We start from the raw sequence: 23,934 nt of genomic DNA on the forward strand, positions 1-23,934 counted from the left end.
CGAACGGCGAACAGGACTCGCAGCCACTAAGCCACGCCCCGCGGCCGGCCGCACTCGGGGTGGACCGTGCGGGTCAGCGGCAACGGGTCGATAGCCGACGATCGGTGGGATGTGCAACCTGAACTGTTCGAGGTACCCGGGGCAGCCGTGTTCGGAAGACAGTCGGGTGTGCCCGACCGGCAGGCACCCGCGGCCGGGCGATGCCGACCCCACACCCTCCCAGGAGCTCTTCCATGGCACTCACCGCAACCCGCAGGCGCACCGCGATCGTGTTCGCCTCCCTCGTCCTGCTGGGAGGTACGGCCACCGGCGGCGTCGCCGCCGCGGCCGGGACCGGCGCCGTCGCTGCCGCGGCCTACCCGTGCGACGTGAAGATGAGCTCCGCCGGCCGGCTCTCGGCCGGCTACTACGACGGCAACACCGTCGTCCCCTCCACCTCGCAGGTGACCGCCGCCGGCAAGGAGGCCCAGTGCCTTCTCCAGTACCAGGGCCACAACCCGGGCACCATCGACGGCATCTTCGGCCGCAACTCCCAGGCCGCGGCGAAGAAGTTGCAGAAGCGCGTCAACTACGCCTGCCACACCACCCTGGCCGAGGACGGTCAGGTCGGCCGGCAGACCTGGCCCTACCTGCGCCGGCTCTACTGCTGAGCCTCCGCAGCGCATCAGCCCCTGTGCGGGTCGGGCGCAGGGGCGGACGGGTCAGCTCTCCACTTCGGTCCTGTCGCCGCCCCAGAGCGTGTGGAACGAGCCCTCCCGGTCCGTACGCCGGTAGGTGTGCGCCCCGAAGAAGTCCCGCTGGCCCTGGGTGAGCGCCGCGGGCAGCCGGTCCGCGCGCAGCCCGTCGTAGTACGAGAGCGCGGCGGCGAAGCCCGGGGTCGGCACGCCCTGGCGTACGGCCTCGGCCACCACCGCCCGCCAGTCGTCCTGCGCCGCGCCGATCTCCTGCCCGAACTCCTTGTCGGAGAGCAGGCTGACCAGGTCGGGCCGGGAGTCGTAGGCGGCGCGGATGCGGTCGAGGAACGCCGCCCGGATGATGCAGCCCGCCCGCCAGATCGCCGCCACCGAGCCGAGATCGATGTCCCAGTCGTAGGTCTCGCCGCCCGCCCTGATCTGGTGGAAACCCTGCGTGTACGAGACCACCTTGGAGGCGTACAGGGCCTGTTCCACCTGATCCGCGAACGCCGCTGCCGCCGCCCCGTCCAGCGGCTTCGGGGTGGGCCCGGGGAGATCGCGGGCCGCCTCCCGCAGATCGGCGTGGCCGGACAGCGACCGGGCGAAGACCGCCTCCGCGATGCCCGACACCGGGACCCCGAGGTCGAGCGCGATCTGTACGGTCCAGCGCCCGGTGCCCTTCTGCTCCGCCCGGTCCTGCACGATGTCGACGAACGGCTTCCCGGTCGCCGCGTCCGTATGGGCGAGGACCTCCGCCGTGATCTCGATCAGATACGAGTCCAGCCGGCCGGTGTTCCACGTACGGAAGACGTCGGCGATCTGCGCGGGGGAGTACCCGGCCACCGCGCGCAGCAGGTCGTACGCCTCGGCGATCAGCTGCATGTCCGCGTACTCGATGCCGTTGTGCACCATCTTCACGAAGTGGCCCGCGCCGTCCGGACCGATGTGCGTGGTGCACGGCGTGCCGTCCTTCGCCTGCGCGGCGATCTTCTCCAGCATCGGGCCCAGCGACGCGTAGGACTCCGCCGAGCCGCCCGGCATGATGCTCGGTCCGTTCAGCGCGCCCTCCTCGCCACCGGAGATCCCCACCCCGACGAAGTGGATCCCGCGCTCGCGCAGCTCCTTCTCACGACGGCGGGTGTCCTCGAAGTGGGCGTTCCCGCCGTCGATGATGACGTCGCCCTCCTCCAGCAGCGGCGCGAACTCCTGGATCACGGCGTCGGTGGGGTCGCCCGCCTTCACCATGATCACCAGACGTCGGGGCCGCTCCAGCGCGGCGACGAACTCCTCGGGCGTGTGCGCGGCGACGAACGTGCCCTCGTCGCCGAACTCCTCGACCAGGGCGTCCGTCCGGGACGTGGTGCGGTTGTGCAGGGCGACGGTGAAGCCGTTGCGGGCGAAGTTCCGGGCCAGGTTGCGGCCCATGACCGCGAGTCCGGTGACGCCGATCTGGGCGGTGCCGCTCATTGGTGCGCTCCTGGGGTGCGAGTACGTCGGTGCGTGCGGTGGATGCGTGCGGTACGGGGGTGCGCGGTGGCCGGTGTGCGCTTCGGTCAGGGGAGTACGGGCCCGGGGACTGCCGCGTTCAGGGGCGAGCGCTCGCCGGCGGTCCGCTCAGGACGGCGGCGGGGCTGCCGTGCCGCCGGCGGGGCCGGAACCGGGGGCGGCGGGGGGCGGGCCGGCCTCCAGGAGCGCGTCGTCGTCCCCCGGCTCGGGGATCACATGCATCGCGGCCTCCTCGGCCGACGCCGCCGCACCGTCGATGCCCACGTCACTGGCGGTGAGGGTGGCCGGGACGCGCCCGTCGGCCTGCTGGGTGAGCCGCCCGGCGCGGGCGACGCCCACCTCGTCGTCCCAGGGCTCTCCGTCGCCGTCCACCAGATCGCCCACACCGTCGCCGGCGGAACCGTCCGGCTCGGGCACTTCCCTGGTCAGCCGGGTTTCGAGGGACTCGCCGGTGTTCCGCTCGTCGGCCGTGGTGCCGAGTCCGTCGACCACCCACGGGCGGTCCGGCGGCGAATACCCCTCGTCCAAGGGGTCGCCGGTACCGGACGGATCCATGAGCGTGTCCTCGGCGCCGAGCTGTTCGCCGGGATCCGAAGCCTCGGGTTCCTGGGGCTGGTAGACGTCGTCCCCCCAGTCGGTGTCGCTCATGGCGCGTCCTTTCCTCCGGTCCTCCGGGAGTGACGGGTTCTCCTGTCCCCTGTACGCAATTCCACTCCCGTCCCGCTCCGGCCGCAAAGGGAAGATCGGTTTCCGGAGCCGGGCTCAGCCGGTGCGAACCGGTCCGTACGCAGGTCGCGGCCGCTTCGCCGCGCGGATGAGGAGCTCGTGGGAGTCCGGGCACAGGGTGTTCGAATCGTCGAACGGCCGGGCATAGGGTGGCGTCCCATGGGGAACGGACAGCAGTCGCCCGGGGGCGAACACCACCAGCAGGGTCAGCCGCAGCCGTACGGCCAGGGCCAGGGCCAGCCGTACGGCCAGGGCCAGGGGCAGCAGCCGTACGGGTGGCCGCCGCAGGAGCAGCGGGCCGGCGGGCAGCCGCCGTACGCGGGAGCCGGGACCGCCCCGTGGGACGCGCGCACGGAACCCGCCGGGCAGCCCGCGTCCGCCCCCTGGAGCGCGCAGACCGCTCCCTCCGGGCCGCCCCCGTCCGGCGGCGGCCGCCGTAGCGCGGTCATCGCCGTGGTCGCGGCCGCCGCCGTCGTACTCGCCGCCGGAATCACCGGATACCTGGTGCTCGGCGGCGAAGAGGACGACGGGAAGCCCGTCGCGGGACCCACCGGGACGGACTCCGTGTCACCCTCGGCGTCCCCGGGCGAGGCCCGGGGCGGTACCGAGAACGGGACCGCGCCCCTCGTGCCCGGCTGGAAGACCGTGGTCAACCCCAAGCGCGGCATCGCCTTCGACGTCCCCGTCCAGTGGGCGCTCAAGTCGACCGGCTGGGTGAGTTACGTCGCCGAGAACGACGACCCCGAGGAGAGGCCGCTCGTCGGGTTCTCGGCCCCGGCGATCCTCCAGGAGAAGTGGTGCCGGTCCGACGACGACGGCAACGGCACCCAGGAGGACACCCCGCTCGCCGCCGCGGGCTCCCGGGGCGAGCCGGACGCCCGAAGCACCGCCGAAGCGGCCCGGGAGAACGCCCGCCTGTGGGTCTACGGCAGCTACGCCCAGCCGTCGAAGGAAAAGGTCACCACCGGGGCGGCGAAGCCGTTCACGACCAGGTCCGGCATCACCGGGAGCGTGGCGACGGCCACCTCGACCGGTGTCGGCCGGACGGGCGGCTGCTCCTACGACGGCAAGGCGACCGCGTTCGCCTTCGAGAACCCGGCGGGCGAGAGGGTCTCCTGGACCTTCGTCGGCGTACGGGGCGTCGACGACGAGGTGCCGGAGCCGACCGTGCGGAAGATCCTCAGCACCGTCCGGCTCATCGACAGCACCCCTTGACGACGCCCGACGCCCCCTGACGGGACTGCCCGGCCGAGCCCGGCCGAGTCCGGCCGCGGTCCCGGTCCTGCCCCTGGTCCCCGTCGCCTCTCCGTGTCGCCTCTCCGTCCCGGTCCGCTCCGCTCGGGGCGGACCGGGCCCCTTCCCCTGCCCCGTACACTCGGCCCATGGGACGCAGCGCCGCACCGAGGACATGCCCGCTCAGGGCCGCCTCCGCGCTGCCCCCGGCCGCCGCCCGCGCGGCCGTGCCCCCGGCACCCGCCGACGCGGCGCCCGGAACGGGCCGTACCGCACTGCACGGCCACGGCTAGCGATCCACAGCGTTTCGTCGGCGATCCACCGATCCACCGGCGACACATCCGCATAGGCGCGGCGGTTTCCGACCGCCGTATCCGGTATCCGGCGTCGCCGACCACGGCGTCATCGCTCCCGGCCCGCCGTCTCCTCACCGGCACCACCTCTCCGGCCCGCTGAGCGCCGGGGCACACCGTCGCTCCGGCGTTCGCCGGACGCGCGCGTTCCACGATCGGCTCCACAGCACCACGCGGCCTACGGCGCACCTGCCCGGGCTGCTTCACGGCGACGGCCGCACCCTCTGGCCGGCGTCGCACTCGAAGGGATCATCGTGAAGCTGAGCGACCTCTTGTCCGGGCAGGCCCACCACGTGCTGCAAGGAACCCCCGACCGCACGGACGTCACCGCCGGTGCGACGTTCGACGCGGACCGGGTCACCCCGGGTTCCGTCTTCGCCGCGGTGCCCGGCCACGCGGCCGGCGGTCCGGACGCCGTCGCCCCGGCCGTCGCTCGCGGCGCGGTCGCCGTACTCGTCGACGAACAGGCCCCGCCGTTGCCCACGACCCTGGGCGACGCCTGCGCCGTACGCGTCCCCGACGTCCGCAAGGCCGCCGCCGTCCTCGCCTCGCGCTACTTCGGCGAACCGGGCCGGGCGATGGACCTGATCGCCATCACCGGCACCAACGGCAAGACCTCCGTGTCGTACATGACCGAGTCGGTGCTGCGGCTCGCCGAGGGCACCCGGGTCGGGGTGATCGGCACGGCGGGCAGCCGCATCGGGGACGAGCCCATCCCGATGCCGCCCTCGGTGCTCACCACCCCGGAATCGCCCGATCTCCAGTACCTGCTGGGGCACATGCGCGACCGGGCCACCGGCAGCGTCGTCCTGGAGGCCACCTCGATGGGGCTGCTGACGCACCGTCTGGACCGTACGTTCATCGACGTCGGCGTCTTCACCAACCTCACCCAGGACCACCTCGACGACCACGGCACCATGGAGAACTACCGGGACGCCAAACTCCGGCTGTTCCAGGGCCTGTGCCGCCGCGCCGTGGTCAACGCCGACGACCCGGTGGGCGCCGGGATCCGGGAGCTGATGCCCGATGCCGTGACCACGTACGCGCTGGACGGCGACGCGGACTACCGCGCGAGCGATCTCACCGTGGACGCCTCGGGCACCCGGTTCACCCTGCACCACGACGGCCGCAAGTACCCGGCGGCGATCCCTTCGCCGGGCCGGTTCTCGGTCTCCAACGCGCTGGCCGCGGTGGCCGCCTGTCACCTCCTCGGCCACGGCCTGGCAGGGCTGGTCGACGCGCTGGAGCGGATGCCGCAGATTCCCGGCCGCTTCGAACGCCTTCACACCCCCGACGGCACCTCGGTGATCGTGGACTACGCCCACTCGCCGGACTCCCTCAGCAAGGTCCTCACCACGATCCGCGGCTTCGCCCGGGGCCGGGTCATCACCGTCTTCGGCTGCGGCGGCGACCGCGACACCACCAAGCGCGCCGAGATGGGCGCCATCGCCGGAGCCCACTCCGACCTGTGCGTCCTCACCTCCGACAACCCGCGTTACGAGAACCCCGAAGCCATCCTCGACCAGATCGCCCCGGGCATCGCGTCGACCGGGACGCCGTTCGAGCGGATCACCGACCGCCGCCGGGCCATCGCCGCAGCGCTGGCGGAGGCGGGTCCGGCCGACATCGTGCTCATCGCGGGCAAGGGCAGCGAACCGCACCAGAGCGTCCGGGGCGAGCTGCTGCCGTTCAGCGACATGGCCACCGTGCGCGAGCTGATCGGCGGGTAGTGCGCGATCAATCCGTTGGTGCGGGCCGCCGCTGACCTGGAATGATGACGCGGCCGCGCCGAACGACGGACGGGCAGGAGCGGGGGGAGCGGGAGCCGTGGACGTCTTCACGACGAAGGCCGGGTCGGTACGGGGGCGGCGCGCCACCCGGGATCGCGGCATCGTCGCCGTACTCGGACTCCCGTACGCGGCCCCGCCGTTCGGCGACCTCCGGTTCCGTGCGCCGCGGCCTGCGGAGCCCTGGGACGGCGTACGCGACTGCTCCGCCTTCGGGCCGGTGGCACCCCAGTCGGCCGAACTGCCGGGCGCGCCGGTCTGGTCGCCCGGTGACGAGGACATCCTCACGCTGAACATCTGGACGCCCGCCGACGGACCGGGCGACCTCCCCGTGCTGGTCTGGATCCACGGCGGCGCGTACGTCTTCGGGTCCGCCGCCCAGCCCGACTTCGACGGCACCGCGCTGGCGGGCCGGGGCCTGGTCGTCGTCACCCTCAACAGCCGTATCGGCTTCGAGGGGTTCGGCCATGTGCCCGACGCCGAAGGCCACGACGGACCCGCCCCCGACGCCGACGGCAGCGGCACCCCTTTCCCCGACAACCGTGGCCTGCTCGACCAGATCGCCGCCCTGGAATGGGTCCGCGACAACATCTCCGCGTTCGGCGGCTCGCCCGACCGGGTCACCCTCGCCGGGCAGTCGTCGGGCGCCACCTCCGTGGCCTGCCTGACGGTGGCCGACCGGGCGCGCGGTCTGTTCCGCCGCGCCGTCCTGCACAGCGCCGTCAACGCCTTCGCCACGGTGGAGCAGGCGGCCCGCACCACGGCCGAGGTCGCCGAGGCGGCCGGCGTGCCCGCCACCCGCGCCGGGCTGCTCGCCGCCTCGCCCGAAGCCCTCGTGGCCGCCGCCGACCGGGTCTGCGAACGGTACGCACAGGACCCCGGCTCGGGGCAGCGCCACTACGACCCGGCGATCTACGGACCGGTCGCCGACGGCGTCCTGCTGACCGCCGACCCGCTGGAGGCACTGGCGGCCGGAGCCGGCGGGACGGTGGAGCTGCTGGTCTGCCACACCACGGAGGAGTACTGGCTGCTGGACGCGGTCGGCAGCAGCGCGAAGATCACGACGGAGGAGCAAATGGCCGCCTTCGCCGCCGACTTCGGGCTCCCGGCCTCGCTCGTCGAGGGCCACCGCGAACGCCTGCCCGACGCCCCGGTCCTCGACGTCTACCTGTCCCTCTACTCCGGCCTTCTGTTCGCCGAGTACAGCACCCGCCTCGCCGAGGCCCACGCCCTGGCAGGCGGCCGCGCCTTTCTCGCCCGCTTCGACCGCCGCCGGGACCACACGGGTCAACGGGTGCGCGCCTGGCACTGCGCGGACGTCCCGTTCGCCTTCGGCAACCTTCACGAGGAGAGCGTCCACTTCCTGGTCGGCGGCCCGCCCGGCGCGGCCGACCAGGAGCTCTCCCGGCGTATGACCCGCGCCTGGGCCGACTTCGCCGCGCACGGCGATCCGGGCTGGGACGCACTCGACGGGCTTGCCGGGAGCGGGGCGGCGGTACGGGTCTGGCGTACGGCGGAGGAGCGGCAGGGGACGGAGCACGGGCACGGGCTCGGCGCCGCGGACGGGTTCCGTGATCTGTGGCGTACGGCAGGCCTGCCGCTCCTGGCGCCCTGAGGGCCACCGCCCGGCAGCGGACCGCAGGCCGTCCCGCCCGCCGTCGCGCGCCGTGCGGTCCCGCGCGGTGGTCCCGTCTAGGCGAAGCCGCCCGAACGGGCCAGCCAGCGGCCCGCGTGCCGGGTCACCTCGATGGGGCGGCCGAAACAGGCGGTCATGCGCTCGTCCGTGAGCACGTCCCCGACCGCCCCTCCCGCCAGGACGCGCCCTTCCCGCAGCAGCAGGGCGTGATCGATCGCGGGGGACAGCTCCTCCAGATGGTGGGTGACGGTCACCGTCGACAACTCCGGCCGGTTCAGCGCGAGATGGCGCATGGTGTCGATGAGGTCCTCCCGCGAGGGCAGGTCGAGCGCGTTGAACGGCTCGTCGAGCAGCAGCAGGGCCGGGTCCGCCATCAGCGCCCGGGCGATGAGGATCCGGGCGCGCTGGCCGCCCGAGCAGACGCCGTACGGGCGGTCGGCGAGCTCCTTGACCTGGAGTTCGGCGAGCAACGCGTGGGCGCGCTCGCGCACATCGCCGTCGTACGCCTTCCACAGCGGCTGGACCGTGCCGCTGTGGCCGGTGAGGACCGTGGTGTGCCCGGTCAGGTCGCCCGGGACGCGCTGGGAGGTGGAGACATGGCCGATGCGGGCGCGCAGTTCCCGTACGTCGACCCGGCCGAGCCGGTGACCGAGGACGTCGACCGTGCCGGTGGTGGGGAAGGCGGTGGCGCCGACGAGACGCAGAACGCTGGTCTTGCCGGCCCCGTTGGGCCCCAGCAGCGCCCAGTGCTCGCCGGCCCGGACGGTCCAGTCGATGCCGTCGAGGATGACCTGGCCGGTCGCGTGGCGGCGCATGCTCACGTCGTCGAGGGCGGCGACGACGCGCCCGTGACCGTTGCCGGTGTTCCCGTCCATGCCGCCGTCCAGCCCCTTCGTCGCGATGTCCACGGCTCGGAGGGTAGCTGTAGACGGCAATGATCTGCGTGGGTGACTGCATCGTGGACGCGATACGGTCCCCTCGCCGTCCTCACCGCCGCGCCAGGGCCAGCACGCTCAGCCCGAACATCAGGACGCCCAGCGGGAGATGGACCGCCGGGATGTGCGCGATGCCGACCGCGACCTGGACCGAGGCCAGGGCCAGGAAGCCGGACGCGTGCAGCACCGGCCGGGGCGAGCCGCCGCCCGGCTTCCAGGCCAGCACCGCCGCGAGCACGTACAGCATCGACGCCCCGTACATCACGCGCGCTCCGACGCTGTGCAGCACCTCTCCGTAGGCCGTGGTCATCAGCAGTCCGGACGAGACCGCCTGAAGGAAGATCGTCAGGGTCTGCAGAGCGATCGCGATCCGCACGAAGGAGAAGCCGTGCGAGCCGTGCGAGCCGTGCGAGCTGCGTGAGCCGTGCCGTGTCGTCGCCCGGGTGGTCATGCCACGCTCCCGTTCTCCGCCCGTGGGCGGTTGATCGATAGGGTTTCACCAGCCCGACGACGCGGGCCCGCGAAAGGTAAGGCGAGGGGCGGTCGGAACATGGGGGCGGCACGTGCGGGCATCGAGGGCATAGCCGGTGAACGCGGCCAACTGATCAATGTGGCCTACCGGTTGCTCGGATCACTGGCCGAGTCCGAGGACGCCGTGCAGGAGGCCTACGCGCGCTGGTACGCGCTGCCGCGAAGCCGCCGGGACGAGATCGTGTCGCCCGGCGCCTGGCTGACGACGGTGACCGGCCGCATCTGCCTGGACGTGCTCGGCTCGGCGCGGGTCCGGCGCGAACGGTACGTCGGCGCGTGGCTGCCCGATCCGCTGCCCGGCCCCGGCGGACGCGGCCGGGGCTCGGACCATGCCGATCTCGCCGACCAGATCGTCCTGGACGAATCGGTGACGATGGCGTTCCTCGTCGTTCTGGAGACGATGACCCCCGCCGAGCGAGTGTCGTTCGTCCTGCACGACGTCTTCCGCTACCCCTTCGCCGAGATCGCCGGCGTCCTCGGCCGCACCCCCACCGCCTGCAAGCAGCTCGCGGCCTCCGCCCGGCGGCGGGTGCCCGACGCCCCGGCCCCGGTGCCGGCGGACGTACGGAGCGACGCCGTGCGGCGCGTGAAGGAGGCCTGGCAGAACAAGGACATCGCGGCCCTCGTCGACCTCCTCGACCCGGCCGCCGTGATGACCGCCGACGGCGGCGGCCTGGTCGGCGCGGCCCTGCGCCCGATCGAAGGGGGCACGCGCATCGCCCCGTACATGGTCGCCATCGCCGACCGCGCGCCCGGCCTCGAACTCCTGGAACGTACGGTCAACGGGGTGCCGGGCCTGGTGGCCGTGCGTGACGGTGTCGTCGTGACCGTGGCCTCGTTCGATGTCGCGGAGGGGCGGGTCGCCCGGATCTGGGTGGTCCGCAACCCGGAGAAGCTTCAGCCGTGGGCGGCTGTCCGGGAGGCCGGGGACGAGGCCCGGGACCTTCCGTGATCACCGGTCGCGCAGGTCGAGCCGCATCAGGACGCGGGGGTGACCGGCCAGCACCGAGGTGGTGTCGGCGGCGTGGGTGAACCCGGCCCGTTCGAAGTTCCTCCGGATCCCGGCGTACGCCATCGTCAGGTCGACCTTTGCGCCACCGCTGTCGATCGGGTACGCCTCGATCGCCGGCGCGCCGTGCGCACGGGCGAACTCGACCGCCCCCGCGATCAGGGTGTGCGAGATCCCCTTCTTACGATGACCGGGGCGCACGCGGACGCACCACAGCGACCAGACCGGCAGCTCGTCCACGTGCGGGATCTTCCGGCTGCGCGCGAACGAGGTGTCCGAGCGCGGTGCCACGGCGGCCCAGCCGACCGGCTCGTCGCCGTCGTAGGCGAGCACCCCCGGCGGAGGCTCCGCGCGGCACAGCTCGGCGACGTACTCACCGCGCTCCGGACCACGGAGCTCGTTGTTGAGCTTGGACGGAATTCGGTAGCTCAGGCACCAGCAGACGTTGGCCCCGGGCGACTTCGGACCGACCAGGGTACGGACATCCTCGAAGGCCGAAGCCGGGCGGACCGTGATCGTCATGACGCCACGATGCCACGAGGCGACGCTGCCAAGTCGCAGCCGGTGACACATCCGCTGTCCGAGCCGTCGGGAAGCCGCCCGCGCCGACGGGCCCCCCGGCCCCAGACAGCCTCCCGCCCGCCTAGTACGGCGGCAGCCGCAGCGCCCCCGTGCCCTCGCGTACGTCGTGCACGAGCCGGATCTTCCCCACCGGATCGCCGTGCTCGTCCGTGGTCACCAGGGCCGCGTCGTCGGGGTTCACGCACTGCCCGCGCGCCCCCGGCTCCGGGCAGAACAGGACGTAACCGGTCTGGCGGTCGACGCGGCCCGGCTCCAGCTGCCAGATCCACTGATAGGTGCTCATGACCACCCGGGGGTAGGTGGCGCGCAGTTGCTCCTTCACCGCGTTCTGCACCGTCTCGCCGAACTTCTCGCGCTCCCGGAACGGGCGGACCACCCGGGCGCGGCCCGTCGTGTCGACCCGGCCCGCCTCGATGTCGTAACTCGCGGAGAAATAGGCGTGCTTGGTGAGCGAGGCCAGCAGGTCCGACCGGGTCAGCCGCATCAGCGTGGGCCAGGAGTCCTTGCCCCGGTCGCGGCGGTCCGCGACGGACGGGGAGACCACGTTCACGTACGAGGCCTGAGCCTTCGCGAGCGCGCTGTCCGCCCCGCTCGCGGTGACCCAGCGCTGGACGCACTCCCCGATCTCGCCGAGCACCTTCGTCACGGTGGCGTTCGTCAGCTCGGCGACGACGTAGGGCGCGGCGCCGGTCGTGCCCAGGGCGACGACCTCGTAACCACAGGCGTCGAAGGCGCCCTTGAGGGTACGGAAGTCGTCGGCCTGCTGCCGCCCGCGCTTCACGGCCTCCGCCAGTACGCCGACGCAGTCCTTGCGGTCGCACAGACCCTGGTCCGCCTGGTCCGTGTCGATGCGGAGCCGGACCACGGCGTCGCGGTCGTCGGTCACCGCGAACGTGACCTCCGAGCCGCCGGTTCCCGGGAAGAGCGTGCGTGCTCCGATCGCCCTGAGCTGCCCCGGGAAGTGCTTCTCGGCCAGTTCCTCCGCCGCCCGGCGGTCGTCCTTGGTGTCCACCACGCCGCACGCGCCCACCAGTACGACCAGCGAACCCGCCAGTGTGCCGGTCAGCGCGGCTCTCCACCGCCTGCGGCGTGATCCGGTCATGATCTGCTCCTCCAGCTGGTCCCGTCCCCTGTTCCTGTGACAGTAGGACCAGTGTCGGCGGGCCGGATGAGTACGCCTACTCAACCCGGCGCACGACGTCCTCGCACATCTCTTCCCGGGTCGGCCCTGTCATTGGCATGGACCTGCCTATCGAACTCCGCTACAGTCCGGGACGGCACATCTGAGAGCGCTCTCAAGCGGCATGATCAGCGTGCGCTCCCGGACGCCTCCCGTTCCACCCCCACGTCGCTGGAACAACAGGAAGGGTCACTCCCTTGAGACACGCAACCGTGCTGCGGACCGGTCTGTCCGCACTCCTGCTCCTCGGTGCCTGGGCCGCCGCCGGCCCGTCGTCCGCCTCCGCCGCCCCCACCGACTCCGCGCAGGCACCCGCCTCCGCCGCCCTGCTCACCGCGATGCAGCGCGACCTCGGCCTCAGCGAGGGCCAGGCCCGGGCGAGGCTCGCCGACGAGAAGGCGGCCACCGCCCTGGAGCCGAAGGCCAAGCGCGCCGCGGGCTCCGCCTACGGCGGCTCCTGGTACGACGCGGGCACCGGCAAGCTGACCGTCGCGGTCACCGACGCCGCCAAGGCCGAGGTCGTCCGGGCCGCCGGAGCCGAGACCCGGCTCGTCGAGCACTCGGCCGCGCAGCTCGACGCGGCGAAGTCCCGCATCGACAAGCTGACCGCACCCGCCGGTGTGAGCAGCTGGCACGTCGACCCGGCGACCAGCAGCGTCGTCGTGAACGTCGTCGCCTCCGAGCAGCGTGACAACGATGTCCGATCCTTCGTCGCCAAGGCCCGCGAAGCCGGGCCCGTGACCGTGGAGACGACCTCCGAAGCGCCCCAGACCTTTGCCGCCGGAACGGTCGGCGGCGACCCGTACTACACGGGCAACGTCCGCTGCTCCATCGGCTTCTCCGTGCACGGCGGCTTCGTCACCGCCGGGCACTGCGGCGGCGCCGGCCAGTCCGTGCGCGGCTGGGACGGCTCGGCCATCGGCAACTTCCAGGGCTCGTCCTTCCCGGGCGACGACTACGCCTGGGTGAACGTGGCCAACGGCTGGTGGACCGTACCGGTCGTCATCGGCTGGGGCACCGTCTCCGACCAGCTCGTCCGCGGCTCGAACGAGGCCCCGATCGGCGCCTCGATCTGCCGCTCCGGCTCCACCACGCACTGGCACTGCGGCAACGTCCTGGCCAAGAACGAGACCGTCAACTACAGCCAGGGCGCCGTGCACCAGATGACCAAGACGAGCGTCTGCGCCGAGGGCGGCGACTCCGGCGGCTCCTTCATCAGCGGCGACCAGGCCCAGGGCGTCACCTCCGGCGGCTGGGGCAACTGCTCCGGCGGCGGCGAGACCTGGTACCAGCCGGTCAACGAGATCCTCAACCGGTACGGGCTGACTCTGCACACCGCGTGATCCGGGGGAGTCGTCCCGCCGTCCTCCCCGGCGGAGCGGGCCCCGGCGGTACGACGTAGGACCAGTGAGCGGCCCCGCCGGAGTGCGGGGCCGTTTCCTTGTTGCGCCAACACCCCTCGCGCAGCGCATCGTTCACAAGCTATTGACACCTTCTCAGCACCGGCGCAACACTGGCACCGCCTTGGAGAGCGCTCTCCCAGATGATCCCGCGGTCCGCCGGCCTCGTGACGCACAGGGTGGAGCCTCTTCCCGGCCGCACCGTCCAGCTCACCCTTTCCCCCCACCGTGCACCCGATGTGCAGGGATGAAGAGCGGCATGGAGGTCCCTATGGTGACAAGACTCAACAGAACGACCCTGGTGTCCGCCCTGATCGTGGCGACCGCCCTGGCGCTGGTCGCGCTCGGGCTGACCGCGATCACGAACGCCGGGGCGGCCACCGCCGAGGCGGACGGGCCCGCGTCGGACCGGCCCGCGGCGGCCTCGCACGTCATGCAGGGTCACAAGATGGCGCCGGCGAAACCCGTGGCCTTCGGCGACGACCCCGACGGCGACGGCTACATACCGGCGGACCCGCCGGTCACCGGCGTGGAGCCGTCCGACGAGATCCCGCCGCACCGCTACTTCCACGAGTTCCAGGCCAACTGCTCGGTCACCCACACCGCCCCGGACGACCCGATCGTCTACCCGGGTCAGGCCGGCGCGTCGCACGACCACACGTTCATGGGCAACGACACCACGAACGCGAACAGCACCACCGCGTCCCTGGGCGCGGGCGGGACCGCCTGCCTGGCGCCCGGCGACCTGTCCGCGTACTGGATGCCGACCCTCTACAACGGCGACGAGGAGATCCGCCCGATCGGCCCCCAGACCATCTACTACAAGGCCGGAGTCACCGACTACCGCACCGTGCGGCCCTTCCCCAAGGGGCTGCGGTTCGTCGTCGGCAGCCCCACGCAGACCGCCGAGGAGTTCCGCAACCACCCCGGCATGGTCGAGGGGTACGAGTGCGGCGAGAGCTACCACAACTACGACTTCCCGGCCGCCTGCCCGACCAGCCAGGACACCCAGCTCAACCTGCGTATGCAGGCGCCCAGTTGCTGGGACGGAAAGTACCTGGACACCCCCGACCACAAGGCCCACATGGCCTACCCGGTCGTGATGGGGGCCAACCAGGACGTCTGCCCGTCGAGCCACCCGGTCGCCCTGCCGATGATCGAGTTCAAGATGGCGTGGCCGGTCAACGGTGACATGTCGCAGGTGAGACTGGCCAGCGGCACCGGCCACTCCTTCCACTACGACTTCTTCAACGCCTGGGACGACGCCACGCTCGACGCCCTGGTCGACCACTGCATCGTCGGTGCTCTCCAGTGCAACGCCCGTGGCTACGACGAGAACAACCCGGGTGAGGGCGCGGCCCTCGACGAGAACTACGAACTGCCCAGGCCCTGACGCCTGGCCCGCCCCGTCGCGTCTCCCTCATGGGTGCACCGCGCCCATGAGGGAGAGCGCTCTCCCGTACGTGCCCGTTCCTTCGGCCGTCTCCACCCGCACTCCCGTGAGGAGCCCTTCCCCCCATGATCACGTCCCGTTTCCGACGACCGGCCCGTTCCCGGGGCCGTACCACCGCGCGTCTCGCCGTCGCCGCGCTCCTGGCCGCCGCGGCGGCCGCCCTTCCGGTGCCCACCGCCCAGGCCGCGGGCAGTGTGGTGAAGGTGACCGGCTCCCAGGGCGCCTGGCAGCTGACCGTGGACGGCGCCCCGTACACCGTGAAGGGGCTGACCTGGGGTCCGTCCGTCGCGGATGCCGGGCAGTACATGCCCGACGTGAAGTCGATGGGCGTCAACACGATCCGTACGTGGGGCACCGACGCCACCACGAAGCCGCTTCTGGACACCGCGGCATCCCACGGCATCAAGGTGATCGCCGGGTTCTGGCTGCAGCCGGGCGGCGGCCCCGGCAGCGGCGGCTGCGTCAACTACCTGACGGACACCGCCTACAAGAACGACATGCTCGCCGAGTTCCCGAAGTGGGTGGAGACCTACAAGGACCATGAGGGCGTCCTCATGTGGAACGTCGGCAACGAATCCGTGCTCGGCCTGCAGAACTGCTACAGCGGCGACGAACTGGAGCAGCAGCGCGACGCGTACACCACCTTCGTCAACGAGATCGCCAAGAAGATCCACGCGGTCGACCCGAACCACCCGGTCACTTCGACCGACGCCTGGACCGGGGCCTGGCCGTACTACAAGAAGAACGCGCCCGACCTCGACCTGTACGCCGTGAACTCCTACGACGCCGTCTGCGACATCCGCGCCACCTGGGAGAGCGGCGGCTACGACAAGCCCTACATCGTCACCGAGGGCGGGCCCGCCGGTGAGTGGGAGGTGCCGGACGACGCCAACGGCGTACCGGACGAGCCCACCGACGTGGCGAAGGCGGATGGGTACCAGAGTGCCTGGGACTGCGTCCAGGGGCACCCCGGGGTCTCGCTCGGGGCGACCCTCTTCCACTACGGCACCGAGTACGACTTCGGCGGCGTCTGGTTCAACCTGCTCCCCGCGGGCCAGAAGCGGCTCTCCTACTACGCGGTGAAGGAGGCGTACGGCGCGGACACCTCCGGCGACAACACCCCGCCGGTCATCAGTGACCTGAGCGTCGACAACGCCTCCGCCGTCGAGGCGGGCAAGCCGTTCACTCTCAGGGCGTCCGTCTCCGACCCGGACGGTGACGCGCTCACCCACCAGGTGCTGGTCAACTCCAAGTACATCGACGACAACGGCCAGTTGACGGAAGCGGACTTCACCGACCGGGGTGACGGCACCTTCGAGGTCACCGCGCCGGACCGGCTCGGCGTCTGGAAGGTCTACCTCAAGTCGACCGACGGGAAGGGCAACGTCGGGATCGAGACGAAGTCCTTCAAGGTGGTCCCGCCGCAGGTCGGCGGTGTGAACCTGGCCTCCGGCAAGCCCGCCGAGGCCTCGTCCTTCCAGCCGGACAGCGTCGGCTGCCCCTGCCCGGCGGCCAATGCCGTCGACGGATCCTTCGACACCCGCTGGGCCAGCGAATGGGCCGACCAGCAGTGGATCCAGGTCGACCTGGGGGCGACCGCCTCCTTCGACCACGTCCAGCTGGCCTGGGAGGCGGCGTACGCCAAGGCGTACACGATCCAGACCTCGGACAACGGCCAGGACTGGAACACCGTCCACACGGAGACGGCCGGCAACGGCGGCATCGATGACATCGAGGTCGCGGGCAACGCCCGCTACGTCCGTGTGAGCGCCACCGAGCGCGGCACCCCGTGGGGCTACTCGCTCTACGAGTTCGGCGTCTACCGGAGCTGATCCGGCGGGGCCGGGAAGGACTCCGCGCCGTCCCATCCCCGCTGTCGGCGCGGCGGGAGCCCGCGGCGGCCACGGACATCCGTGGCCGCCGCGGGCTCGTCACGTCGTTGACGGGAGATGCGAGGTAGCGTCCTCGTCATGGACTTTCGAACCACTGTCGAGCGCGCTGAGCGCCTCAAGCAACTGCACGCCGACCACAAGCCGCTCGTGCTGGCCACCGTCTGGGACGTCTGGTCCGCGCGGACCGCGGTCGCCGCGGGCTTCCCCGCGCTGACCATCGGCAGCCACCCCCTCGCCGACTCCCGCGGGGCCGAGGACCAGGAGGGCCAGACCTTCGAGGAGGTGCTCGCCGCCGTCAGGCCGATCATCGCGGCGGTCGACGTCCCCGTCTCCGTGGACCTGGAGTCGGGCTACGGGCAGCAGCCCGCGGATCTCGTCGCCGGTCTGATCGAGGCCGGCGGTGTCGGTCTCAACATCGAGGACACCGTCCACTCCGAGGGCGGACGTGTGCGCAGCACGCAGGAGCACGCGAGCTACGTCGCGGGTCTGCGCGCGGCGGCCGACGGCGCGGGCGTCCCGGTCTGGGTCAACGGCCGCACCGACCTCTTCGCGCACGCGGAGAAGCCCTCCGACGTCCTCGACGAGGTGATCGAGCGGCTGCGGGCCCTGGAGCAGGCGGGCGCCGACAGCGTCTACCCGGTGAAGATCCAGGACAACGACGAACTGCTCGCGGCGGTGACCGCGGCCGTCGCCGTCCCGGTGAACACCACGGCACATCCCGTGAAGCACGACCTGGAGCGTTTCCGTCGCCTCGGCATCGGCCGCATCACCTACGGTCCGCTGCTGCAGTTCGCGCTGACGGACGCGATGAAGGACATGCTGAAGCCGTGGGCGCCCTCCTCCTAGAGGCCGCCCGGCGATGCGGGAAGCCCTCCGGCCGCGGCGAGAGTGCGCCGCGGCCGGAGGGCTGCCGGGAGGAGCGGGGGAGAGGCGGGGTCAGGCGGCCGTCCGGCCGGCGCGGCGTTCCGCGTGCTCCCGGACCAGCTCCGCGTACCGGCGGCCGCTGCTCTTGACCGTACGGCGCTGGGTCGCGTAGTCCACGTGGACCAGGCCGAACCGCTTGTCGTAGCCGTACGCCCACTCGAAGTTGTCCATCAGGGACCAGGCGAAGTACCCGGCCAGCGGAGCCCCCTCGGCGACCGCGCGGGCGCAGGCGGCGAGGTGCTCCTCCAGATAGCGGACCCGCTCGGGGTCGTGCACCGAACCGTCCGCCGCGACGACGTCCTCGTACGCCGAACCGTTCTCCGTGACGTAGATCCGCTGGACGCCGTACTCCTCGGTCAGCCGCAGCAACAGCTGCTCCAGGCCCTCCGCGTGGACCTCCCAGTCCATGTGGGTGAGCCGGGCGCCGGGGACGGAGACCTGCTTGGCCCGGGGCGCGGTGCCGTCGGGGTCGGCGGTGACGATCTGGCGGAAGTAGTAGTTCAGCCCCAGCCAGTCCAGCGGGGCGGCGATCGTCTCCAAGTCGCCCGGCTGGATCGGGAGTTCGACGCCGTACTCCGCCACCATGTCCTGCGGGTAGCCGCGCCCCAGGATCGGGTCCAGCCACCAGCGGTTGATGTGGCCGTCGGCGCGCCGGGCGGCGGCGAGGTCGGCCTCGCTCCCGCTCGCCGGCTCGATCGGGCTGAGGTTGTTGACGATGCCGACCCGGGCGTCCGAGGAGGCCGCCCGGATCGCTCGCACCGCGAGACCGTGGCCCAGGTGCAGATGGTAGGAGGCGCGCACGGCGGCGGTCAGGTCGGTGAGACCCGGCGCCATCCGGCCCTCCAGATGACCGATCCACGCCGAGCACAGCGGCTCGTTGAGCGTGGCCCAGTCCTTGACCCGGTCGCCCAGGCGTTCCACCACGTGCGAGGCGTACGCCGCGAAGTGCTCCGAGGTCTCCCGTACGGTCCAGCCGCCCCGGTCCTGGAGCGCCTGCGGCAGATCCCAGTGGTACAGGGTGGCGAACGGGGTGACGCCCGCCTCCAGCAGGCCGTCCACCAGCCGGTCGTAGAAGTCCAGACCCGCCTTGTTGACCGGCCCGTCGCCGCCGGGCACGACGCGCGGCCAGGCGATGGAGAAGCGGTAGGCGTCCGCGCCGAGCTGCTTGATCAGACCGATGTCCTCGGGCACCCGGTGGTAGTGGTCGCAGGCCACGTCACCCGTGTCGCCGCCGTCGACCTTGCCGGGGGTGTGCGAGAACGTGTCCCAGATCGAGGGCGAGCGGCCGTCCTCGGCCACGGCCCCCTCGATCTGGTACGCGGCGGTGGCGACACCCCAGGTGAAGTCCGCCGGGAGTGCATGGAGGTCGGACACGAACTGCCTTTCTGTGGAGGTCACTTGACCGCTCCCGCGGTCAGGCCGGCGACCAGGTAGCGCTGGAGGAGCAGGAAGCCCGCGACGATCGGGACGCTGACGACGAGCGAGGCGGCCATGACCTGGTTCCAGTACACGTCGTTCTGCGTCGCGTAGCCCTGGAGGCCGACGGAGAGGGTCCGGGTGGCGTCGTTCGTCATGACGGACGCGAAGAGCACTTCGCCCCAAGCCGTCATGAAGGAGTAGACGGAGACCGCGACGATGCCCGGCACGGCGGCCGGCACGACGACCTGGAAGAGTGCGCGGACCGGCCCGCAGCCGTCCACCAGAGCCGCCTCGTCGAGGTCGCGGGGGATGGAGTCGAAGTAGCCGATCAGCATCCAGATCGAGAACGGCAGCGAGAACGTGAGGTACGTCAGGATGAGGCCGCCGCGCGAGCCGTACAGCGCCACGCCGGTGCTGTTGCCGATGTTGACGAAGATGAGGAACAGCGGCAGCAGGAAGAGGATCCCCGGGAACATCTGCGTGGACAGCACCGTGACGGTGAAGACCCGCTTGCCCCGGAACCGGTAGCGGCTCACCGCGTACGCCGAGAACACCGCGATCGTCACCGAGAGCACCGTCGCCGAGCCCGCCACGATCAGCGAGTTGACGAAGTACTTGGCGAGCGGAACGGTCTCCCAGATGTCGAAGTACGGCCGGATCGTCAGCGTGGACGGAATCCACTGGAACTTCCCCGACACGTCCTGCAGCGGCTTCAGCGAGCTGCTGACCATCACATAGACCGGCAGCAGGACGAAGCCGGCCAGCAGCGTCAGGACGATGCGGCGGGTCCAGAGGAAGGACTGCGGTGCGGCCATCGGCGAGCGGGCCCGCGACCGGGTGGTGCGGGTCGGCCGCGTGAGGCTAGACATCGGCGCCCTTCCTTCCGCGCGAGGTGAAGAACAGATAGACGGCCGTCACGACCAGCAGGAAGAGCAGCAGCAGGACCGACATCGCGGACCCGGTGCCGAAGTTCCAGGTGACGAACGACGACTGGTAGATGTGGATCGAGATCAGGTCCGCGCTCTCCGGCGCCGACTTCCCGAACAGGACGTACGGCGTGTTGAAGTCGTTGAACGTCCACAGGAAGAGCACGAGGACCAGGACCTGGTTGACCGGGCGCAGCGAGGGCAGGGTGATCCGGCGGATCTGCTGCCAGATGCCCGCGCCGTCGATCGAGGCGGCCTCGTACAGCTCGCGCGGGATGTTCTGGAGCCCGGCCATCAGCATGAGGAAGGCGAACGGCCAGCCCTTCCACACCGAGACGATGATCAGGGTGTAGATGCTGTTGTCGCCGATCAGCCAGAACGACGGCTCGTCGGTGATGCCGAGCTGATCGTGCAGGACGTGGTTGATCAGCCCGTTGTCCCGCTGGAACATGAACGCCCAGGTGATGACGGCCGCGTAGACCGGCAGGGCGTACGGGACGAGGAAGATCGCCCGCAGGACGCCCCGGCCCCGGAAGCTCTCCTGGAGGAGGATCGCCGCGGCGGTGCCCAGCAGCCAGGCGAACCCGACCGAGAAGAACGTGAAGACGCAGGTCACGAAGAACGAGTGGAGCAGGGCCTCGCCGATCGGCGCGTCGAAGTCGACGGCGATCCGGTAGTTGTCGAGGCCGGTCCAGGGGGCCGCACCCCAGTTGTTGATGAAGAACTGGGTGAGCTGACGGAAGCTCATCACGATCCCGATGACCATCGGGATGATGTGGATGAGCAGTTCCAGCAGGACGGCGGGCAGCAGCAGGAGATAGGGCAGTCCGCCTTGGCGGATCCGGTCGGGGATGCGCGGCAGTTTCCTGCGCGCACCCCCGGTGCCCCGGCTCGTACCCGTGCCGGTCGACTTGTCGACCTCGGGGTCCGTGGTGACGGTGGCGGTCATGGATCAGGGCCTCACTGCTGCATCGTCTGCTGGGCCTTTTCCAGGCGCGCCTTGACGGATTCGTCGGTGATGGGACGGCCGGCCGCCGCGTCCGCCCACAGCTCCTTGACCGCCGTGCCCACGGCCGTCTCGAACTGCGACTCGTTCGGGACCTGGGGGAGCGGGGCGGCGCTGGTGGCGAGGGTGTCGCGGAGGACCTTGAGGTCGGGGGCCCCGAACGCGGCGTCGGCCTGCGCGGCCTTGACCGGCGGGATCGAGCCGTAGGTCTTGTTGAGCAGCTTCTGCTCGGCGTCGCTCGTCATGAACTTCACGAACTTCTTCGCGCCGTCGATGTTCTTGGTGTTCTTGAACACCGCCATGTTGATGCCCGCGACCATGGAGTTGACCTGCTTGCCCGCGCCCGGCGCGCCCGAGGGCACCGGCACCGGGGCCGCGCCCCAGTCCTCCGGCTTCATGCCCTGGGCGGCGAAGGTGGAGGCGGCGGCCTGCCACAGCACCATGGCGGTCTTGCCCTTGGCGAAGTCGGTGAGCGACTGGTTCTGGGCGTACTCCGCGTTGCCCGGAGCGATGATCTTGTCCTTGGCCATGAAGTCGATGTACTGCTTCACCGCCGCGACCGCACCGTCCGAGGTGAAGGTCGCCTTGCCGTCCTTGTCGAAGAAGTCGGCGCCGTGCTGCTGGCCCAGGACGAAGGTCTGGTGGATGTTGTTGGAGAGGTTGCCGCCCTCGGCGCCGAGACCCCACTTGCCGTCCTTGGATATCTTCTTGCCGGTCGCGACCAGCTCGTCCCAGGTGGCCGGGGGCTTCTCGACGCCCGCCTCGGCGAACATCTTCTTGTTGTAGTAGAGGGCGTACGCCAGGGAGTACAGCGGCACGGCGGCGGGCGGCTCGCCCTCCTTGCCGGCCGAGGCGACCGCCGAGTCGACGAAGCGGTCCCGGCCGCCGATCGCCTCGAAGTTCTTGTCGTCCCACGGCAGGAGCGCGCCGGTCGCCTGGAGCGAGGCCGACCAGGTGTTGCCGATGTTCAGCACGTCCGGGCCCTGACCGGAGCTGGTGGCGGCGAGGATCCGGTTCAGCAGGTCGGCCCACGGCACGACCTCCAGCTTCACCTTGATCCCGGTCTCCTTCTCGAACTTCTTCAGCTCGGGAGTGAGGATCTCCTTGTCGGCCTCGATGCTGGGGCCCTGGTTGGACGCCCAGTAGGTGAGGGTCTTCGGCGACTCGTTGCTGCCGCCCGAGGTGGTCCCGCCGCCACAGCCGGTGGCGGCTACGGCGATGGCGAGGGCGAGGGTGACGGCGCTTGCGGCTCTGACATGACGCATGTGAGGTGGCCCCTTTCCGGGGATGGCTGCGTTCGGGAGCCGAACGGCCTCCATGACTTAATTTATGCCGTGATTTAAGAGGTGAGAGAAGGTCGCGTCAAGGCCTGGGACCGGGGTATGTTCCTGGACGGGAAGGAGCAACATGGCCGAGCGCAACAGACGGACCGTGCGTGACCTGCGGCGGGGCAACCGGGCGAGGGTATTGCAACGGTTGTATTTCGACGGCCCGCTGAGCCGTCAGGAGCTCGGACCGGTCACGGGCCTGAGTTCAGGATCCATCAGCAACGTCGTCGCGGAACTCTCCGCCGAGGGCCTGCTGGAGGAGGCCGGCATCGTCGACTCCGACGGCGGCCGCCCGCGTACGCTGCTGCGCGTCGCCCCGGACGGCGGACTGCTCGTCGGCATCGACATCGGCGAGACCCGGGTCCGGGTCGAGCTGTTCGACCTCTCCCTGACCGAACTGGCCCGCACCGAACGGCTGCTGGCCCAGCACGGTTACGACGTCGACCGCATCGTGGCCCATGTCCGCACCGGTGTCGCGGACGTGCTGCGCGACGCGGGCGCCGACCCGCGCAGGCTCCTCGGCATCGGCATCGGAGTCCCCGGCATCATCGAGCGCGACGGCCCGGAAGGGCCCGACGGCACGCGCGGCGCGGTGGTGCACGGCCAGACGATCGGCTGGCGCGCGGTCCCCTTCGAGCAGCTGCTGCGCGAGGCGGTCGACGTACCGCCCGAGGTGCCGCTCTTCATCGACAACGGCGCCAAGACGCTCGGCCAGGCCGAGATGTGGTTCGGCGGCGGCCGGGGCGCGGGCGCCGCCGCCATCGCCCTCATCGGCTCGGGCGTCGGCGCCTGCGTCGACCACGGCGACATCCTCGACGAGGACCGCACCAGCCTCGCCCTCGAATGGGGCCACACCACCGTCCAGTTGCGCGGCCGCCGGTGCCGCTGCGGCTCCATCGGCTGCCTGGAGGCGTACGCGGGCGCGGAGGCCCTGCGCGAGCGCTGGCGCGAGGCGGGCGGACCGCTGCCCGAGGACGCCGACGACGAGACCGCGCTGGCGGCCCTGCTCGCCGCCGCCTACCCGGCACGCCGGGGCGCCACCCCGGACCCGGTGGCCCTCGCGCTGCTCGACGAGACGGCCGAATGCCTCGGCGCGGCCCTCGCCGACCTGATCAACCTCTTCCTGCCCGAGCGGATCCTGATCGGCGGCTGGGCCGGCCTGCTCATCGGCCCCCGCCTGCTGCCTGAGATCCGCCGGTACGCGGACGAGTACGCCCTGCGCCACGCGGCGGCCCGCACCACCATCGAGATGGGCCGCCTCGGCCCGGACGCGGTCACCGTTGGCGCGGCCACGCTGCCGCTCGCCGACTTCCTCACCCGGGGCGGCAGCCGCCCGGCGACCGGCGTCACCGGTACGCCGCAGCGTACGGCGGCCCAGGCGGTCCGGGAACGCCACCGCACGCCGACATCGACGACCTGAGCGGGCGCGGAAGG

General features: G+C 71.6%; 21 protein-coding genes. 11 read left to right on the forward strand and 10 right to left on the reverse strand.

The features are described from left to right. The first annotated feature begins 233 nt into the window (after positions 1 to 233). Positions 234 to 650: a peptidoglycan-binding domain-containing protein gene (locus ACSMXR_RS33440; protein ID WP_473170612.1), complete on the forward strand. Its 417-nt coding sequence runs from the start codon at positions 234 to 236 to the stop codon at positions 648 to 650. Positions 651 to 701: 51 nt separating this feature from the next. On the opposite strand, the gene gndA is transcribed toward ACSMXR_RS33440, so the two are convergent. Both gndA and ACSMXR_RS33450 read right to left on the reverse strand, forming a co-directional pair. Further along, on the reverse strand, positions 702 to 2,141 hold the full coding sequence (gndA, locus tag ACSMXR_RS33445; RefSeq protein ID WP_137228261.1) for an NADP-dependent phosphogluconate dehydrogenase: 1,440 nt from the start codon (positions 2,139 to 2,141) through the stop codon (positions 702 to 704). A 147-nt stretch (positions 2,142 to 2,288) separates the two neighbouring features. Beyond that, entirely contained in the window at positions 2,289 to 2,828 is a 540-nt protein-coding gene (locus tag ACSMXR_RS33450; protein ID WP_137228259.1) for a DUF5709 domain-containing protein, read from the reverse strand. Between the two features lie 237 nt (positions 2,829 to 3,065). Between ACSMXR_RS33450 and ACSMXR_RS33455 the strand changes: the two genes are divergently transcribed. The 4 genes from ACSMXR_RS33455 (at position 3,066) to ACSMXR_RS33470 (ending at position 7,894) form a co-directional block, all read left to right on the forward strand. Continuing rightward, entirely contained in the window at positions 3,066 to 4,121 is a 1,056-nt protein-coding gene (locus ACSMXR_RS33455) for a DUF8017 domain-containing protein (protein WP_473170613.1), read from the forward strand. Between the two features lie 167 nt (positions 4,122 to 4,288). Next, positions 4,289 to 4,432, forward strand: coding sequence for a hypothetical protein (locus ACSMXR_RS33460; RefSeq protein ID WP_170994379.1), 144 nt, complete (start codon positions 4,289 to 4,291; stop codon positions 4,430 to 4,432). A 314-nt stretch (positions 4,433 to 4,746) separates the two neighbouring features. Next, on the forward strand, positions 4,747 to 6,222 hold the full coding sequence (locus tag ACSMXR_RS33465; RefSeq protein ID WP_364883674.1) for a UDP-N-acetylmuramoyl-L-alanyl-D-glutamate--2,6-diaminopimelate ligase: 1,476 nt from the start codon (positions 4,747 to 4,749) through the stop codon (positions 6,220 to 6,222). Between the two features lie 97 nt (positions 6,223 to 6,319). Next, positions 6,320 to 7,894 (forward strand): carboxylesterase/lipase family protein, encoded by a 1,575-nt coding sequence (locus ACSMXR_RS33470; protein WP_473170614.1) that lies wholly within the window; start codon positions 6,320 to 6,322, stop codon positions 7,892 to 7,894. A gap of 77 nt (positions 7,895 to 7,971) precedes the next feature. Here the strand turns inward: ACSMXR_RS33470 and ACSMXR_RS33475 are convergent, their stop codons facing one another. Further along, positions 7,972 to 8,790 (reverse strand): ABC transporter ATP-binding protein, encoded by an 819-nt coding sequence (locus ACSMXR_RS33475; protein ID WP_473172478.1) that lies wholly within the window; start codon positions 8,788 to 8,790, stop codon positions 7,972 to 7,974. Between the two features lie 112 nt (positions 8,791 to 8,902). Then, the gene (locus ACSMXR_RS33480) at positions 8,903 to 9,301 is read right to left on the reverse strand and encodes a hypothetical protein (protein WP_137228251.1); all 399 of its coding nucleotides are present in this window, start codon (positions 9,299 to 9,301) and stop codon (positions 8,903 to 8,905) included. Positions 9,302 to 9,400: 99 nt separating this feature from the next. Here ACSMXR_RS33480 and sigJ point away from each other — a divergent pair, with 99 nt between their 5' ends. After that, positions 9,401 to 10,333 carry an RNA polymerase sigma factor SigJ gene (gene sigJ, locus ACSMXR_RS33485; protein WP_473170615.1) on the forward strand — a complete coding sequence of 311 codons (933 nt, stop codon included), beginning with the start codon at positions 9,401 to 9,403 and terminating at the stop codon, positions 10,331 to 10,333. Here the strand turns inward: sigJ and ACSMXR_RS33490 are convergent, their stop codons facing one another. Then, the gene (locus tag ACSMXR_RS33490) at positions 10,334 to 10,912 is read right to left on the reverse strand and encodes a GNAT family N-acetyltransferase (RefSeq protein ID WP_473170616.1); all 579 of its coding nucleotides are present in this window, start codon (positions 10,910 to 10,912) and stop codon (positions 10,334 to 10,336) included. Positions 10,913 to 11,033: 121 nt separating this feature from the next. Beyond that, a complete protein-coding gene (locus ACSMXR_RS33495) occupies positions 11,034 to 12,074 on the reverse strand; it encodes an SCO7460 family lipoprotein (RefSeq protein ID WP_473170617.1) in 1,041 nt (346 codons plus the stop codon). 275 nt (positions 12,075 to 12,349) lie between these two features. Between ACSMXR_RS33495 and ACSMXR_RS33500 the strand changes: the two genes are divergently transcribed. From ACSMXR_RS33500 to ACSMXR_RS33515, 4 genes are all read left to right on the forward strand, one after another. After that, entirely contained in the window at positions 12,350 to 13,495 is a 1,146-nt protein-coding gene (locus tag ACSMXR_RS33500) for a S1 family peptidase (RefSeq protein ID WP_218523868.1), read from the forward strand. Positions 13,496 to 13,823: 328 nt separating this feature from the next. Then, the gene (locus ACSMXR_RS33505) at positions 13,824 to 14,945 is read left to right on the forward strand and encodes a DUF1996 domain-containing protein (protein WP_364883660.1); all 1,122 of its coding nucleotides are present in this window, start codon (positions 13,824 to 13,826) and stop codon (positions 14,943 to 14,945) included. Positions 14,946 to 15,070: 125 nt separating this feature from the next. Continuing rightward, positions 15,071 to 16,837: a discoidin domain-containing protein gene (locus ACSMXR_RS33510; protein ID WP_376187398.1), complete on the forward strand. Its 1,767-nt coding sequence runs from the start codon at positions 15,071 to 15,073 to the stop codon at positions 16,835 to 16,837. A 138-nt stretch (positions 16,838 to 16,975) separates the two neighbouring features. Next, positions 16,976 to 17,743 carry an isocitrate lyase/PEP mutase family protein gene (locus tag ACSMXR_RS33515; RefSeq protein WP_473170618.1) on the forward strand — a complete coding sequence of 256 codons (768 nt, stop codon included), beginning with the start codon at positions 16,976 to 16,978 and terminating at the stop codon, positions 17,741 to 17,743. 90 nt (positions 17,744 to 17,833) lie between these two features. Here the strand turns inward: ACSMXR_RS33515 and ACSMXR_RS33520 are convergent, their stop codons facing one another. The 4 genes from ACSMXR_RS33520 to ACSMXR_RS33535 are packed head-to-tail and all read right to left on the reverse strand — an operon-like array spanning position 17,834 to position 22,437. Next, positions 17,834 to 19,195, reverse strand: a complete 1,362-nt coding sequence (locus tag ACSMXR_RS33520) for a GH1 family beta-glucosidase (protein ID WP_137229046.1) — start codon at positions 19,193 to 19,195, stop codon at positions 17,834 to 17,836. Between the two features lie 20 nt (positions 19,196 to 19,215). After that, entirely contained in the window at positions 19,216 to 20,109 is an 894-nt protein-coding gene (locus ACSMXR_RS33525; RefSeq protein WP_170994377.1) for a carbohydrate ABC transporter permease, read from the reverse strand. Further along, the gene (locus ACSMXR_RS33530; protein ID WP_473170619.1) at positions 20,102 to 21,115 is read right to left on the reverse strand and encodes a carbohydrate ABC transporter permease; all 1,014 of its coding nucleotides are present in this window, start codon (positions 21,113 to 21,115) and stop codon (positions 20,102 to 20,104) included. Before ACSMXR_RS33530 ends, ACSMXR_RS33525 begins: the two co-directional genes overlap by 8 nt. Positions 21,116 to 21,126: 11 nt before the next feature. Continuing rightward, a complete protein-coding gene (locus ACSMXR_RS33535) occupies positions 21,127 to 22,437 on the reverse strand; it encodes an ABC transporter substrate-binding protein (protein ID WP_137228235.1) in 1,311 nt (436 codons plus the stop codon). A gap of 142 nt (positions 22,438 to 22,579) precedes the next feature. Here ACSMXR_RS33535 and ACSMXR_RS33540 point away from each other — a divergent pair, with 142 nt between their 5' ends. Next, the gene (locus tag ACSMXR_RS33540) at positions 22,580 to 23,920 is read left to right on the forward strand and encodes an ROK family transcriptional regulator (protein WP_364883653.1); all 1,341 of its coding nucleotides are present in this window, start codon (positions 22,580 to 22,582) and stop codon (positions 23,918 to 23,920) included. The last annotated feature ends 14 nt before the right edge of the window (positions 23,921 to 23,934 follow it).

The sequence above is a fragment of the Streptomyces sp. DSM 106670 genome (assembly GCF_055792845.1).

What these genes read in the sequence shown, in the direction of transcription:
- ACSMXR_RS33440 (WP_473170612.1), top strand. Translation starts at nt 234, where the DNA reads ATGGCACTCACCGCAACCCGCAGGCGCACCGCGATCGTGTTCGCCTCC.
- gndA (WP_137228261.1), bottom strand. Translation starts at nt 2,141, where the DNA reads ATGAGCGGCACCGCCCAGATCGGCGTCACCGGACTCGCGGTCATGGGC.
- ACSMXR_RS33450 (WP_137228259.1), bottom strand. Translation starts at nt 2,828, where the DNA reads ATGAGCGACACCGACTGGGGGGACGACGTCTACCAGCCCCAGGAACCC.
- ACSMXR_RS33455 (WP_473170613.1), top strand. Translation starts at nt 3,066, where the DNA reads ATGGGGAACGGACAGCAGTCGCCCGGGGGCGAACACCACCAGCAGGGT.
- ACSMXR_RS33460 (WP_170994379.1), top strand. Translation starts at nt 4,289, where the DNA reads ATGGGACGCAGCGCCGCACCGAGGACATGCCCGCTCAGGGCCGCCTCC.
- ACSMXR_RS33475 (WP_473172478.1), bottom strand. Translation starts at nt 8,790, where the DNA reads ATGGACGGGAACACCGGCAACGGTCACGGGCGCGTCGTCGCCGCCCTC.
- ACSMXR_RS33480 (WP_137228251.1), bottom strand. Translation starts at nt 9,301, where the DNA reads ATGACCACCCGGGCGACGACACGGCACGGCTCACGCAGCTCGCACGGC.
- sigJ (WP_473170615.1), top strand. Translation starts at nt 9,401, where the DNA reads ATGGGGGCGGCACGTGCGGGCATCGAGGGCATAGCCGGTGAACGCGGC.
- ACSMXR_RS33490 (WP_473170616.1), bottom strand. Translation starts at nt 10,912, where the DNA reads ATGACGATCACGGTCCGCCCGGCTTCGGCCTTCGAGGATGTCCGTACC.
- ACSMXR_RS33495 (WP_473170617.1), bottom strand. Translation starts at nt 12,074, where the DNA reads ATGACCGGATCACGCCGCAGGCGGTGGAGAGCCGCGCTGACCGGCACA.
- ACSMXR_RS33505 (WP_364883660.1), top strand. Translation starts at nt 13,824, where the DNA reads ATGGTGACAAGACTCAACAGAACGACCCTGGTGTCCGCCCTGATCGTG.
- ACSMXR_RS33510 (WP_376187398.1), top strand. Translation starts at nt 15,071, where the DNA reads ATGATCACGTCCCGTTTCCGACGACCGGCCCGTTCCCGGGGCCGTACC.
- ACSMXR_RS33515 (WP_473170618.1), top strand. Translation starts at nt 16,976, where the DNA reads ATGGACTTTCGAACCACTGTCGAGCGCGCTGAGCGCCTCAAGCAACTG.
- ACSMXR_RS33525 (WP_170994377.1), bottom strand. Translation starts at nt 20,109, where the DNA reads ATGTCTAGCCTCACGCGGCCGACCCGCACCACCCGGTCGCGGGCCCGC.
- ACSMXR_RS33530 (WP_473170619.1), bottom strand. Translation starts at nt 21,115, where the DNA reads ATGACCGCCACCGTCACCACGGACCCCGAGGTCGACAAGTCGACCGGC.
- ACSMXR_RS33535 (WP_137228235.1), bottom strand. Translation starts at nt 22,437, where the DNA reads ATGCGTCATGTCAGAGCCGCAAGCGCCGTCACCCTCGCCCTCGCCATC.
- ACSMXR_RS33540 (WP_364883653.1), top strand. Translation starts at nt 22,580, where the DNA reads ATGGCCGAGCGCAACAGACGGACCGTGCGTGACCTGCGGCGGGGCAAC.